The sequence below is a fragment of the Vibrio sp. 10N.261.52.C2 genome, assembly GCF_041471425.1.
GTDB classification, from domain to species: Bacteria; Pseudomonadota; Gammaproteobacteria; order Enterobacterales; family Vibrionaceae; genus Vibrio; species Vibrio crassostreae_C.
In genome coordinates this window covers 242,324-257,535 of the sequence record NZ_JBFROH010000032.1, presented here as the reverse complement: position 1 = coordinate 257,535, position 15,212 = coordinate 242,324, and the positions used below count along the sequence as shown (strand labels likewise).

At 44.2% G+C, this 15,212-nt stretch carries 10 protein-coding genes and 1 riboswitch; of the genes, 6 read left to right on the top strand and 4 right to left on the bottom strand.

The window, feature by feature from the left end; all coding sequences use genetic code 11:
* Positions 1–84 precede the first annotated feature (84 nt).
* From AB4307_RS13585 to AB4307_RS13565, 5 genes are all read left to right on the top strand, one after another.
* Positions 85–2,175 carry a S9 family peptidase gene (locus tag AB4307_RS13585; RefSeq protein WP_372132083.1) on the top strand — a complete coding sequence of 697 codons (2,091 nt, stop codon included), beginning with the start codon at positions 85–87 and terminating at the stop codon, positions 2,173–2,175.
* A 169-nt stretch (positions 2,176–2,344) separates the two neighbouring features.
* Positions 2,345–3,151, top strand: coding sequence for an exodeoxyribonuclease III (gene xthA / locus AB4307_RS13580; RefSeq protein WP_010437369.1), 807 nt, complete (start codon positions 2,345–2,347; stop codon positions 3,149–3,151).
* 156 nt (positions 3,152–3,307) lie between these two features.
* Positions 3,308–4,993 carry a type I secretion system permease/ATPase gene (locus AB4307_RS13575; protein ID WP_372132071.1) on the top strand — a complete coding sequence of 562 codons (1,686 nt, stop codon included), beginning with the start codon at positions 3,308–3,310 and terminating at the stop codon, positions 4,991–4,993.
* Positions 4,986–6,326 carry an HlyD family type I secretion periplasmic adaptor subunit gene (locus AB4307_RS13570; RefSeq protein WP_017070029.1) on the top strand — a complete coding sequence of 447 codons (1,341 nt, stop codon included), beginning with the start codon at positions 4,986–4,988 and terminating at the stop codon, positions 6,324–6,326. Before AB4307_RS13575 ends, AB4307_RS13570 begins: the two co-directional genes overlap by 8 nt.
* A 9-nt stretch (positions 6,327–6,335) precedes the next feature.
* A riboswitch (cyclic di-GMP riboswitch) is annotated at positions 6,336–6,418 on the top strand.
* A gap of 30 nt (positions 6,419–6,448) precedes the next feature.
* Positions 6,449–9,319, top strand: a complete 2,871-nt coding sequence (locus AB4307_RS13565) for a hypothetical protein (protein WP_372132069.1) — start codon at positions 6,449–6,451, stop codon at positions 9,317–9,319.
* A 163-nt stretch (positions 9,320–9,482) separates the two neighbouring features.
* Here the strand turns inward: AB4307_RS13565 and AB4307_RS13560 are convergent, their stop codons facing one another.
* From AB4307_RS13560 to AB4307_RS13545, 4 genes are all read right to left on the bottom strand, one after another.
* Complete coding sequence (locus AB4307_RS13560; protein WP_017062123.1) at positions 9,483–10,160, bottom strand: ABC transporter permease; 678 nt, start codon at positions 10,158–10,160, stop codon at positions 9,483–9,485.
* Between the two features lie 2 nt (positions 10,161–10,162).
* On the bottom strand, positions 10,163–10,903 hold the full coding sequence (locus tag AB4307_RS13555; protein WP_017062124.1) for an ABC transporter permease: 741 nt from the start codon (positions 10,901–10,903) through the stop codon (positions 10,163–10,165).
* Positions 10,904–10,982: 79 nt separating this feature from the next.
* Positions 10,983–11,753: an L-arginine-binding protein AotJ gene (aotJ, locus tag AB4307_RS13550; RefSeq protein ID WP_017062125.1), complete on the bottom strand. Its 771-nt coding sequence runs from the start codon at positions 11,751–11,753 to the stop codon at positions 10,983–10,985.
* Between the two features lie 137 nt (positions 11,754–11,890).
* A complete protein-coding gene (locus tag AB4307_RS13545; protein ID WP_004736532.1) occupies positions 11,891–12,661 on the bottom strand; it encodes an ABC transporter ATP-binding protein in 771 nt (256 codons plus the stop codon).
* Between the two features lie 799 nt (positions 12,662–13,460).
* Between AB4307_RS13545 and AB4307_RS13540 the strand changes: the two genes are divergently transcribed.
* A complete protein-coding gene (locus AB4307_RS13540) occupies positions 13,461–15,002 on the top strand; it encodes a DUF3360 family protein (protein ID WP_016767646.1) in 1,542 nt (513 codons plus the stop codon).
* The last annotated feature ends 210 nt before the right edge of the window (positions 15,003–15,212 follow it).

Here is a 15,212-nt window from a genome sequence, read left to right as displayed (position 1 = left end):
GATATATAGATGCGTATCGCTTTAACCACATTAGCCGTATCAATAGCGCTTTTCGCCGGATGCAGCAATCAAGGAATCTCAACCATGAACCACTACTCTCAATCACAACTCGTCGCTCAACAAACCCAAGCACCCGTTGCTAAGAAAGTCCCTCACGCAATGACGATTCATGGTGAAACCCGAATCGATGATTACTATTGGATGCGCGATGATGCACGCCAAGATCCAGAGATATTGCAACAACTTGAGCAAGAGAATCAGTACGCAGATACGGTGTTGAAACATACAGAAGCAGCACAAAAACAATTATTTGAAGAGATTAAAGGCCGAATCGCGAAAGACGACAATTCGGTACCGGTTCGCAAAGGCAGTTACTACTACTCGAATAAGGTCACAGGCGACAACGAATACCCAGTTCACCTGCGTGAAAAAAACTTTTTAGGCACAGACAAGCAAGTCATCTTAGATGTAAACGAGCTAGCAAAAGAGCATGAATTCTTCAGTATTGGTGGCTTAACGATCAGCCCAGACGAAAACTTGTTGGCCTATGGCGAAGATACGCTAAGCCGCCGCATTTACACCATCAAGATCAAAGACCTCACAACAGGTGAATACCTAAAAGATGAAATTGAAGGCGCTTCAAGTGCTATCGCGTGGCAAAACGACAACCAAGCCTTCTACTACATCAAAAAAGATCCACAAACATTGCTGGGTTATCAAGTTTACCGCCACGTGTTAGGCACAGCTCAGGCAAGCGATCAGTTAATCTACGAAGAAGCCGATAGCGCTTACTACACCTCTTTGAGTAAAAGCAAAGATGGAGAACAGGTCTACATTTGGCATTCGAGCACAGAAACCAGCGGTGTCTCAGTCATCGATGCCAACAACCCAAAGGCTACAGCTGAGGCTTTCTACCCAAAAGAGAGCGGCATAGAGTACAGCATCGCTAAGCTAGGTGATTTGTATTACATCTACACCAACTACCAAGCGGTCAACTTCCGTTTAATGAAAGTCACAACCGAAGAGATGCATGATCGCTCAAAATGGGTCGATGTCATCCCAGCGGACGATAATACTCAGCTTGTAGATTTCGAGTTGTTTGATGACCATCTTGTCTACGAGCAACGCGCGGATGGCTTGTCTACAGTGAAAGTTCGCCAACTCTCAACAGGCCACGAGTTTCCACTTGAATTTAACGACACCGCATTTGCCGCTTACCTAACGAGTAACTATGAATTAGATAACGCAAAAGTTCGTATCTATTACAGCAGCTTAACCACGCCAGGTACTTACTATGATTTCGACCTAAGTACAGGTGAATTCGAGCTCATGAAGCAAACACCCGTATTAGGTGATTTCGAAGCGGATAACTACCAATCAGAGCGAATCATGGTTACGGCTCGCGATGGTAAGCAAGTTCCTGTCTCTTTGGTTTATCGTAAAGACTTATTTAAGAAAGACGGCACTAACCCAATCTACCAATACGGCTATGGGTCTTACGGCTCTACGATTGAACCTACCTTCAGCTCAACTCGCCTAAGCCTACTGGATAGAGGTTTTGTTTATGCCATCGCACATGTCCGCGGTTCAGAAATGCTTGGTCGCCCTTGGTATGAAGATGGCAAAAAACTGACCAAACAAAACACGTTCAACGACTTTATTGATGTAACCAAAGAGCTTGTTGAAGAAGGCTACGGCGCGAAAGATAAAGTGTTCGCCGTTGGGGGGTCTGCTGGCGGTCTATTGATGGGAGCAATCATCAACCAAGCACCAGAACTGTACCGTGGTATTGGTGCACATGTTCCGTTTGTAGACATTGTGACAACCATGCTCGATGAATCGATCCCTCTAACCACCAATGAGTATGACGAATGGGGTAACCCGAACGATAAAGCCTACTACGATTACATGCTGGGGTACTCACCGTACGACAACATTAAGGTACAAAACTACCCGAACATGTTGGTAACGACAGGCCTGCATGACTCACAGGTGCAGTACTTTGAGCCAATGAAATGGGTTGCGAAGCTGCGTGAAATGAAAACAGACAACAACGTATTGCTGTTCAAAACCGATATGGAAGCCGGTCACGGTGGCGCTTCTGGCCGATTTAAACGATTAAAAGAAGACGCACTTGAATACGCGTTCTTTTTGGATTTACTTAAGACTCAATAGATTCTACGTAACTGTAAGTATTCACATCATTTAATGTCGCCATTTTGTCTCTACAAAGTGGCGACAGAAATTATTAAGCATGGTTAAATACGATGAACCATGAAATCCACCAAATCAAAAACCTTTAAAAACAAGTAGTGACAAAGGTTTACGAGAGGTATAAAAACAAATGAAAGTAATTAGCTTCAACATCAACGGTCTTAGAGCCCGCCTTCACCAACTGCAAGCTATTATCGACAAACACCAACCCGACGTGATTGGTCTGCAAGAGATAAAAGTGCACGATGAAGCCTTCCCAATTGCTGATGTTGAAGCAATGGGCTATAAGGTTTACTTCCACGGTCAAAAAGCCCACTACGGTGTGGCAATGTTGTGTAAGCAAGAGCCTATCTCTGTGCAGAAGGGTTTCCCAACAGATAATGAAGACCATCAAAAACGCATGATCATGGCGACGTTTGAAGATGAAAATGGTGAAAAGGTTACCGTGCTAAATGGCTACTTCCCTCAAGGGGATAACATCAAGCATGAAACAAAATACCCGTACAAACGCCAGTTCTATAAAGACTTAATGACTTACTTAAACGATTATCACAACAAAGATGAGCAAGTGATAGTGATGGGCGACATTAATATCAGCCCTATCGACGCAGACATCGGCATTGGTGAACCTAATGCGAAACGTTGGTTAAAAACTGGTAAATGTTCTTTCCAACCAGAAGAGCGCGAATGGTTGAAAACATTGATGGATTGGGGCTTTGTAGACAGCTTCCGCTTGCTGCACCCTGAAGTGAATGATCAATACTCGTGGTTTGATTACCGCTCAAAAGGCTTCGTAGACAACCGCGGCCTGCGTATTGATGTAGTCCTAGCGACTCAAAAGCTTGCTGATAAGTGTACTGAAGCTGGCATCGATTACGAGCTACGCGGCATTGAAAAACCGTCAGATCACGCTCCGATTTGGTCAACGTTTAAATAAAATCCAAATTAAATTTCAAATCAAAAATGCACAAGCTTTTGTTTAGCTTGTGCATTTTTTTTACTTAGCTCAAATCCACTCAAAAAGCTTGAGATAGTTCACATTCTCGCCTCTGCCCATCTATACTATTTGGACAACCAATGGAGAGAGTTTTGTATGGACGCAAAGCCTTGGGCCGGTATAAATCCAATTAATCTGCGTAGTTTACTTCCGATGATGGTGGTCAGCGGAGCGATCAGCGTATTGATGTTAGTCGTTCCCTTATTCAGCCTTCAAGTGTTTGATCGAGTCCTCTCAAGCCAAAGTTTAGATACGCTTCTATTCTTGGCTTTCATTGCTGTGTTCCTACTTACAGCCCAAGCGTTCCTTGACGCGTCTAGAGCCAAGTATGCACAAAAGAAAGCGATCAAATTTGAATTTATCGCGTCTCAGCAGCTCTTTGAGCAAACCTCCTTCTCATCGAAATCAAAAGAAAAGCATCTGTTCAATGATATCAGCGAGGTAAAGAGCCTACTCTCTTCTCCAGCCTACTTTGTCATGTTTGATCTGCCGTTCACTCCCCTGTTTCTTATCATTATGTTTGCGATTCATCCATATATAGGGTTAGTCGGTGTGGGTGCCGTTGTTTTTATTCTCATGACAACATTACTTTCTCATTGGGTTAAATCTAAGCACTTTAAGACCACTTATTTAAGCCAGCTCGCAACACAAAGAAAAAACGACGAGTGCTTTCAAAAACACGCCACGATTTTTAGCCAACATCAACAACAAGGTCTAAGTCAGACCTACCAAGAAATATTGGCGGAAAAGAGCTGGTCTCGAAGCCATTTAGATCAATCCACCTGCTCACTGAGTGCATTTTCTCGTTACATACGTATGGTCCTTCAACTCATCATCATGGCTGTCGGAGCAAGTCTAGTCATTCAAAATGCCATGTCTGCTGGTGGAATGATTGCGGGATCGATCCTAATGGCGAGAGCACTTCAGCCAATTGAGATGCTCTCTAGTGGTATTCAAGCATGGAAAACTGGTTTGGATGCAAACAAACGCTTAGCTAAGGAATTTGCTTCTCATACTAAACATACCGAGCGAACCGAGTTAGAAACCATTAAAGGTGATCTGGTCATCGACAACGTCACATGGTTCGCCTCTGAAAACCTTAACAAGCCGACTCTTAATGGTTTGAAGCTAAGACTGGAATCTGGAAACCGAGTTGCATTGATAGGCCCTAGCGGGTCAGGCAAGTCTTCCATCTGCAAAATGATCACTAACGGCATATCACCCTCAAAAGGTGGCATTTCTATCGATGGACTCAATGTCGAGTTGTGGAATCAGAATCAGTTCAAACACACCGTCGGTTATGTTCCTCAGCACATCGACTTTTTGCATGGCACTGTCAAACAAAATATCGCCCGATTTGATTCCAACGTTACGGATAGCCAAATCGTCAGATCCGCTATTCAAGCCGGTGTGCATGACGCTGTTGTCGCCTTACCGAATGGATATGAAACGATTATAGGTTCTTTTGGTCATCAGTTATCTGGTGGACAAGCCCAGAAACTTGCCATCGCAAGAGCATTGGTTTTCTCACCTAAGCTACTCGTGCTTGATGAGCCTGATTCCCATCTCGACAAAGAAGGCGAAGAGTTTCTTGTTTCGCTATTACAATTGGCGAAAGAGAAATCCATTTCTGTCGTGATGGTAACGCATAACCCAAGCTTACTCAGACATGTCGATTGGGTTGTTGAATTGAAAAACGGCCAGATAACACAAGCAGGCGAAGCGAGTAAAGTGGTTCGGTCGCTCTTCAATGTCGCTTCCTCGGAGGTGTCGAATGGCTAGTATTCATCATGACGATAAAGGTATTCACTTCGACGATGGTAGAAAACTGATCTTTTCTACATTCAAAATACAGGTGTTCATCTGGTTAGTTCTTGTGACTACTCTTGGTGGCTTTGCTGCTTGGGCATACCTAGCCCCGCTTTCTTCTGCTGCCATTGCGCCAGGCGTGATTATCGTAGAATCAAAGCGAAAACCCATTCAGCACTTAGAAGGCGGGATTGTAGAAATCGTCCATGTTTCTGACGGCGACCATGTTCAAAAAGACGAACTGCTCATCACGTTAAGTCACACACAAGCTCAAGCATCGCTTCTAAGGCTAAGAGCTCAGTGGCAAAGTGATTTAGCGCGGCTGAACCGCTTACAATCAGAGTTAGCGAGTCATCAAGAAATTCAATTTGATATGAGATTACTCTCCCTTATGAGTGACCCAAACGTATCAAGCTTACTTGATACGCAGAGTAAACTTTTCAGCAAAAGACAATCGTTAAAATCCGGTGAATCCGATGTGTTACAGCAAAAAGTCGAGCAATCAAAACTTGATCTGCAAGGCTTCCAACAACGATTCTTAGCCGGAAATCGAAGCCTGAAGTATTTAGAAGAACAGGTACAAATGCACCAAGATTTGCTTGTTTCCGGTAACACATCCAAATCTCGCTTATTGGATTTACAGCGAGAACGCTCTCAATTACAAGGTAACGTTGCTGACCTCAAAGCTAGAATCGGACACGCCAAGCGCACCATCGCCGAAGCGAAATTAGAGCTGATCAACGCGGATTATACTTACGCCAAAACGCTCGGCGAAGAGATACAAGATTTAGAACGAAAGCTGAATGAAACCAGAGAAGCTATGGTCAATGCTCAAGATATTCTTACCCGGGTTGAAATAAGAGCACCTCAAAGTGGTGTGGTGGTTGGACTTAATGTGGTCTCCGAAAATGCCATTGTTCCACCCGGTGAAACCTTAATGGAATTGGTTCCGCAAAATGACGAGTTGATTGTAGAAGCGTTAGTCAAGCCAGAAGACATTGAAGCCTTACGAATTGGGTTGGATACCCAAGTAAGACTGACCGCATACAGTTTCCGTAAAACACCACCGATTCGTGGAAAGTTAGTCCATATTTCGGCTGACCGCATTAGTGATCAAGCCACAGGATCTTCTGCTTACTTAGCGAGAGTATCGTTAGATAAGTCTGAGCTAGAAGCATTAGAAAACATCTCATTGTATCCGGGCATGCCCGCAGAAGTGATGATTTTACTTGAGCAACAAACACCGCTCGAGTATCTACTCAATCCACTCTCTGTGAGCGCCTATAAGGCAATGAGAGAAATTTAACCAAGCGCGAGAAGAAAAAGCCAAACTCATCGTGAGGTGAGGACGGAAAGCCGCAGATCTCAAGGATGAAGCGAGATGGCTGGGCTGCCTCTATGTATCGAATGATATGTGAGGAAAAAACGATGGCAGAAGTAACCAATACAGCAGCAGGACTGAAAAGTAATGGTAGCAATGATACCAATATACTAGTAGATGGTCCTAACCTCCCCACCCCAGAATCTAGAGATGTCAACAATGACCTTTCTAACCTCAGCGGCGATAACCTCGAAGTACGAGCCGGTAAAGGCGACGACATTGTGCATGCCGGCAGCGGCGATGACTTTATCGCTGCTGGACGTGGATCGGACACAATTAAAGCTGGAGCCGGAAACGATGTGGTTGAAGCTTGGAATCATTCGCTCAATGCTGGTGATGAAGCCGGCGTTAACCGCGATTTAAGCGCGGCACGCGATAAAGATTTAGAAGCGCTAGGAGAAGAGTGTGTTGACGACATTGTGGTTGCAGGTGCCGGTGATGATTACGTTGAAGGCGGTGCGAACAATGACATTATTTATGGTGACAGAGGCGCTGGTGCAGAATTTGGCGAAAACCTAATCAGCGATGGTGACTTTGAAGCTTTTGACCTTGGCAATACGTGGGGAACAGCGCCAAGCGCCGGTGCATGGAACGCCGAGTTTGGCAGTATCGAGATTCAAGAACAACTGCATGGCGGTGTCCCAGCTGATGGTTACGGGACTGATATCGCCAGTGGTCACTTCCTAGAATTAGACTCGCATGGCGCGAATTCAAATTCAACCGTCTCCCAAACATTTACGGTCGATGACGACGGTATATATCAACTCGATTTTTCCTACGCTTTTCGTAATAAAGGAGGCGATAGCACCACTGCTCCTTTCACAGTTCAAATAATGGCAGGCACCGACGTTGTATTCGAAAAGTCTTTCCAAGACATTGACGGCGTAGATGATGATTGGGATCTGTTTAGCGAAGATGTCGATCTCTCTTCAGGAAATTACTCACTCAATTTTATTGCCGACGGTGCAGAAGATACCTTTGGGGCTCTGATTGACAATGTGTCATTGAAGCAAGTACTGCATAACGATGTGCTCATTGGTGATAACGGACCAGACGCTGCAAATGAAGGCGCTGCTGGGAACGATTTGATTCGAGGCGGTAAAGGGAATGACGTAATTATCGGCGATAACTTTGAAGCGCTGTCGTTTAACGAAGGAACCGGCGAGTTTGAATTAGCAGATCCAACGACATCCGTCGACCTATCAGCAAATTCAACCGCCTACAACGCTGATGGTTCTGTCGGCACCGTTGATACAGGTAATGCAAGCTCTGGCGGTACAGGTTATGGGGTAGATGGCGCAGCAGAGGCTGGCGTGCTTGCTCAAATTGGCTTCAGCTACGACGGCGTTACCGGTGAAGGTGCATCAGAGATGTTTTCCGTCAGCTTAGACGAACATACAATGATTGCTAAAGTCGGCATTTCCAACCTCTACTTAAATGAAGGCGACAATGGCGTAGATGAGGCAGGCCATTGGGCAGCATATCGGGAAGGTATTCTGGTCGCTGAGGGCGATTTCATTGCGAGCGATTTAGCGGATGGCAATAACAACAACGGTTATCTAAACATCGGTCCTGATGACACTGGCTTTAAAGCCTTTGATGAACTTCAGTTTACTGCCGTTGGTCCTGCATTTGACAAAAACGGAAACGCTAATGCCGATTCAAGTGACTACTACGTCACTTCTGTTACCACCGATGGCCTAACGGGTGACGGAACCGATATATTGCGCGGTGGTCGTGGGGACGATGTCATTCTTGGTGGTGACAACGCCAAAGGTGGCATACCTGAACTCGATCCTGAGACGGGTTACTACGATGTAAGTAGCTTCAGAGGGACTATTGACGTCACTATGGAAGGCACCGAAGCGGGCTTCGAAAATTCGTTTGGTTACTTCACAAAAGACAGTGAAGGCAATGTAAACGCTGAAGTCATTTGGGGGAATGTGAAAGATCACCTTCCAAACTCTGAAGCTGGCAACAGCTTTAGTCTCGATTTGGGGCACTGTGATGATTGCGTTGATACGCTCGGGTTCTTCATTATCCCAGATGGCGGGAATGACGGTTTCGTCTCAGGCGAAAGTATCGCAATTGACTTAAACACTCAACAAGCGACCAGCTCTAACAATAGTGACCACCCCTTCTTGCTGGGCGTACAAGATTTAGTCGGTAGTAACGGCAACCTTACCTTAGATGTTAGCGGCATTAACAACTTCAATCCGGGTACAGAACTCGGAAATCAGTTCTGGAATGACAACCCTGGCGGTGATGGTGACTTCGATGATGTGGTAACCACCGTTGAAATCGACGACCAACCAGAGCAATTGTTTGGTGGTAAAGGCGATGATTGGCTTGATGGCGGAGACGGAATCGACCATATCAAAGGCGGTAAAGGCGATGACATCATCATTGGTGGTGGTGGTGCAGACGAAATCCGTGCTGGTAAAGGCAACGATACAGTAGCCTTTGATGCAGAGGATACTCTAATTCATGGTGGTAAAGGGTTCGATGTACTGGTCGCCAATGACCCTGGTGGTGTCGATATCGACATGTCGAAGGGGTCAAACATCAATGGGTTTGAAGCAGTCATAGGGGGAGACTCAGCTAATGACAAACTGACTATTTCTCTAGGTAAAACCTTCAATCAAAACCATGACCTTGATGGTAATAGAGCAAAGAACGACGACCAAGTTGCTGAATTCTTTGCTTTAGGAATTGAAGATATCGACGCAAGTCATCTTCAAGGATTCCAATACCAAACCGCAACATCAGTGACGCTAGACCAAGATATGCAAGATAAACTTGGACTCGATGGAACTGAAACGATTACCGCTTATAGCTTCACCAAAGGAGGCAAAGAAGTCATCATCTACACTGATGCATCCTTTGATGGTGATTTCATTGGCGTTAATGAAGTTTAATTGCTTTTTGAACTAGTAAATTAGAAACAAAGTTAAAGGACTTATTGCTTGTGTAATAAGTCCTTTTTGCTTCAAAGAGCTACTCAACTAATTCCTATACAAACCCTAAATAAGAACGGCGCTCAATGAGCGCCGTTTTGTTAACTGTGTGAATACCGTGCAATTAGCTAAGGGGTCTTAGATAAGCAAGGAAACGCTTCTCTGCGAATTTGAAAATCGCGATGATGATGAACGTTAGTGCCATGTAGAACAGACCTGCCGTTAGGAAAGACTCGAATGGAGCGTAGTAACGTGAGTTAACCAAACGTGCTGCACCGGTTAAGTCCATAATGGTTACGATACCCGCTACCGCAGAGCCGTGAAGCATGAAGATGACTTCGTTACTGTAAGCCGGCAATGCGCGACGCAGAGCACTTGGTAAAATGATACGACGGTAAGTCTTCGGTGTACTCATGCCGTAAGCTTTTGCTGCTTCGACTTCACCTTTAGGTAAGCCGTTAATCGCACCACGAATGATCTCTGCGGTATAAGCTGACGTGTTAAGAATGAATGCCACCAAAGCACAGAACCATGCGTTTTCCCATAATGTGTCTTTCACTGGGAAGAATTGGTCCATACCGTAGTAAATCAGGTACAGCTGAACCAGTAATGGCGTACCACGGAAGAAATAGATGAATGACCAAGCCGGAGCATTAATCAGCATATTTGGACTGTTACGAGCGATAGCTAGTGGTATGGCGACGAATAAGCCAATGATCAAAGCAACGCAAACCATCCAAGCCGTTGTCCATAAACCACCAAGGTAAATCGGCAGGCTTTCAATTATCAATGAAAAGTCCATAACTACCTCGCGTGGATACTGAATTTACGTTCAACCAGCTTAAGTAAGCCCGTTGAAACACTGGTGAAGAATAAGAAGATAATCGCCACAGTCATGTAGAAAGTGAATGGCATTTTGGTTGAACCCGCCGCCAGTGCACTAACACGTACCATGTCTTCTAGGCCAATAATCGAAACCAGCGCAGTGGTTTTAAGTAATACCAGCCAGTTATTCCCAAAACCCGGTAATGCGTGACGAATCATCTGCGGTAGCAGTATGCGGTGAAACGCCTTTACAGGGCTCATACCATAAGCTTTTGCCGCTTCCATTTCACCGCTGTCGACAGCCATGATGGCACCACGGAACGTTTCTGCCATATAGGCACCGAAAATAAAGCCTATGGTTAAGACACCAGCAACAAATGGGCTGACATCAATATAATCAGGTAAGTAAGCGGTCCATTCGTGGTTAGGATCACTGGATGCAAACCACTCGTTGAGCCACTCGTTGATGGAATACAAACTGTTGTTTAAAAGGATTTGTCCACCAAAGAAAATCAGCATCATCAGTACGAGATCTGGAATGCCTCGAATGACGGTTGTGTAGAGGGTTGCAATAGCACGAGCCCAGCGATAAGGCGCGAGTTTTGCTAAGGCACCTAGCATACCAAGAACCATAGCTAAAATTAGCGACAGCAAGGCAACTTCGATTGTGAGCACCGCCCCTTTCAGGATCGACGCTTCATATCCTTGTAAATCAAACATAATGGATTCCAACAGAACTGCGAAAAAGTTGGTAAGACAGGGAGAGGAGAACCTCTCCCTTAAGAATTGACGCTAAAGATTACTGACCGTATACGTCGTAGTTGAAGTATTTAGCCGCGATATCTTGGTAGATGCCTTTTTCACGTAGTGAAAGGATTGCCGCATCTAATTGCTTAGTCAGATCTTTGTCTTGCTTACGAACAGCAATACCCATACCTTCACCGAACCACTTAGGATCCGTTAGAGAGGGGCCAACAAACTCGTAGTCTTCACCACCAGCTTTGTTCAGCACGCCTTCTTCTAGAGCAGATGCATCACCTAGTACAGCAGCAACACGACCGTTTGCTAGATCAAGGTAAGCTTCGTCGAATGAACCGTAACGAACGATCTCTACTGTATCGCCGTAGTTGTCTGTTAGGTATTTATCGTGAGTTGTTGCACGTTGAACTGCAATCTTTTGACCGCTTAGATCATCAAAGTTAAGGCCTGCACCTTTCTTAGCGATGAACTTGTTTGGGATAAGTGCGTATTTACCAGTGAAGTCGATTTTTTTCTTACGCTCTTCCGTGATAGACATTGCCGCGATGATCGCATCATATTTACGAGCAAGTAGAGAAGGAATGATACCATCCCAGTCTTGTGCAACGATCTTACACTGCACCTGCATTTCAGTACAAAGTGCGTTAGCCATATCGACATCGAAGCCTTTCAGTGACCCGTCAGCTTCTGTCCAGCTAAATGGAGGGTAAGCACCTTCAATACCAAAGCGTACTGTTTTCCATTCTTTTGCTTGAGCTACGCCCGTTGCAGCAGTTGCAGCAAGTGCCGCGACTAATAACCACTTTTTCATATCCCTACTCCTGTGATTTAGGTTTTTATGTTTTGCTAGTTTTAATATTGTGTTTGTTGTTGCTTATTAACTTACTTGTTGTGTTTTATTGTTCACACCGTCGCTGTTTACCGTTGGCAACGGCGTTTCAATTCTGATTAGTAAATCGATGAGATAAATTGTTGTAAACGTTCAGATTCAGGTTCCGTAAACAGTTTAGCTGGATCGCCCTGTTCTTCCACTAGACCTTGGTGCAGGAACATCACATGGTTTGATACGTCACGAGCAAAAGCCATTTCATGTGTTACCACAAGCATGGTTCTTCCTTCTTCTGCTAGATCTCGCATTACACCGAGTACTTCCCCTACTAACTCAGGGTCAAGTGCTGATGTTGGCTCATCAAACAGCATCACTTCCGGATCAACCGCTAACGCTCGAGCAATTGCCGCTCGTTGTTGTTGTCCACCGGATAAATGACCTGGGTAGTAATCTTTGCGCTCATACAAGCCTACTTTTTTAAGTAGTAGTTCTGCATTTTCAATCGCTTGAGCTTTAGGTACACCTAATACGTGAACGGGTGCTTCGATAACATTTTCGAGAACGGTCAGGTGAGACCAAAGATTGAAGCCTTGAAAAACCATCGCTAAGCGTGAACGGATACGCTGTACTTGTTTTTCGTTGGCAGGAACAGATACGCCTTGGCGGTTGTTTTTCATTTGAATTAATTCGCCATTAACCCAAATCTCGCCTGCAGTTGGTGTCTCTAAAAGGTTGATACATCTAAGGAAAGTACTTTTACCCGACCCTGAAGATCCGATAATCGATACAACATCGCCTTTATGCGCAGAAAGTGAAATTCCCTTTAAAACTTCATTTTGACCAAACGTTTTGTGTAGATCCTTTATGTCCAGCGCTGGTACATCTTTCATGCGCTTTCTCTCCCAAGTTTGTGAAAATGCAAGGTACTCCGACCTTTTCATGCGATACAAACTAGCACCACACGAAACAACATGCAACAAATTATTAACCTGATAAATTGGAATAAATAGCGATTCACTCTGACTTATTATGCAAAAGGTAGCGTTTTCGCCTCAATTTAATGAATGAGTTCTATCAATAAGCTGCAATTACACCCCTTACATTGTTTAAATAAAGTTAATCAAAATGAGATTCTCGTAGCTGGATGTCTCACAAGAAAAACACGTTTTGTGAACTTATAAACATTACTGTCGACAAAATATAGCGCACACATTCAGCACACTGCCCTCACCTTAAAGCACAATTATTTTTAGGTTATTACATTGTAAGCATTTCACTCGGAACAGTTGGGAAGCAAGTAATAGTGAAATAACTCAGTAAGAATTGAGTATTGAACTCGAGCCATGACGACAAAGGCTCGAAGAAGATAGGTAAACGTCAATTTGTGAAAACTAATTACACGATTCATCAATGGGAAGTTAATGAATCGCTGCGTTTTGTAGCTTTCTTTCACATATACTCATAAAGTGATCAAGATCAATCACCCTAAAGGGTAAGCTTGTTAGACTCCTCAGCAAAGAATAAGGCATTAAAAATGCCAAACATTTCTTTTAACTTAGCTGCATAAAGCACAGCAAAACCGTGCAACATAATGTTAATGAGTTATAACTAAGAAATAACGCAATTACGCAATTACGCGAACTTATAGAATTCAATTTTAGAATTACTAACAAAAAATATGAGGAATCTATGTCAGACGTTGTCAATAATGCGAACTCTGAAGTAGAAGAGAAAAGCTATAAAGAGCTACACCGTCCTGCTTCTGAATTTGAGAGCCGCTCAGATTATCTAGATCACGAACTTCAAATCATGAAGCCTCGCCGCTTCGGTTTAAACCTTCCAGGTCGTGACTTCCGCTTTGAACTTGAAGATCTTGTTCCTGCACTTGCTGGTACTATTGGTATCATTGCGATGTACTCTGCAGTAATGATGTCGTGGGCTGATGGCCTAACTCAAGCTTGGGATCACGTAAACCTAGGTAAAGACTTCGCAATTGAAGTCGCTCGTGTAGAAATGCTTATTCCTGCACTACTGTTTTGTATCCTTGCTTCTGGTTTCTTTAACCCTAAAGCAAACCTTGCCGGCAACCACGGCCCAATGATCCCTCTTATCGGTACCATCGCTCTCGCTGGTGCTCACCCTCTTGCATTGGCCATCCTGATCGGTGTGTTCGGTCTCATCCTAAGTTTCCTAAAAGGCGGATCTAAACTTGTTAACCTAACTTCTGAAGGTACAGCAGGTGGCTTGCTCATATTCTTAGGCTTAACCGGTACCATGAGCCAAATCAACTCAATTCAAGCATGGGCGGTTGGTCTTCAATCTTCTACTGTTGAAGCGGGTAGCATGGGTTACGTGGGTCTTATCGTTCTTGCTATTACTATTGCTATCTACGCTTTCTTAGCAAAAGTGAACAAGCGTTGGTTAGCTATTCCAGTTTGTGCGTTTACAGGCCTTGCTATTGCATTAGCATTAGGCGCTGGTTTCGATATCGTGTTCGAAACTGAAATGGGCATTCCAAACCTAAACCCAGTTTACTGGTGGGGTTCGACTTCTGAAGGTTGGATGCTTGGCTTGCCAAATGTTGAGCACTTCATCGCTTCGCTACCGTTCGCTATTCTTGCAGTAGCAATGTGGTCACCAGACTTCCTAGGTCACCGTATCTTCCAAGAGCTGAACTACCCTAAACGTTCTGAAAAAGTTCTGATGGACGTAGATGACACAATGACGATGTGTTCTGTTCGTCAAATGGTCGGTACTGCAGTAGGTGGTGGTAACATCACATCTTCTTGGGGTACTTACATGATCCCAGCAGCAATCGCGAAACGTCCAATTCCTGGCGGCGCAATCTTGCTTGGCTCTCTATGTATTATTGTTGCGATTCTTGGCTTCCCAATGGACGTAGCAGTATGGCCACCAGTGATGCGTGTTGCGCTACTTGTAGGTGTATCTCTACCTCTACTTGAAGCGGGTATGCAGATGGTTAAAGATTCAAAAGACTCTCAAGCAGCTGGTATCTGTATCTTCGGTTCAGCGGTTGTTAACCCAGTATTAGCATGGGCACTGACTATGCTTCTAGATAATAACGGTCTAATTGGTGATAAAGAGCGTGCGAAGCGTCTATCATTTGTAGATAAGATTGTTATCCCAGTTGGCGTTTTAGTTATCTGTCTGGTAGCAATGCTTGCAGTTGGTATGCTAGAAAGTCAATATGGCCTAAAAGCTTGGCTATAATGGTCCTTACTACACAAAAGTAGTATTAGGATTAAAAAAAAGTTTGGGTGGCAACCCCTGCCACTCAAATTTTTTCAACTTTTTTTGGCATTTATTGATTTAGTTTAAGGTTTACAGAAATTTTTTAGCGTAGTCTTGAATTCATAGAGTAAAGACAACATATAAAAGGTAGTGACAATATATATAACCATATGACGCTTATATGCTCAT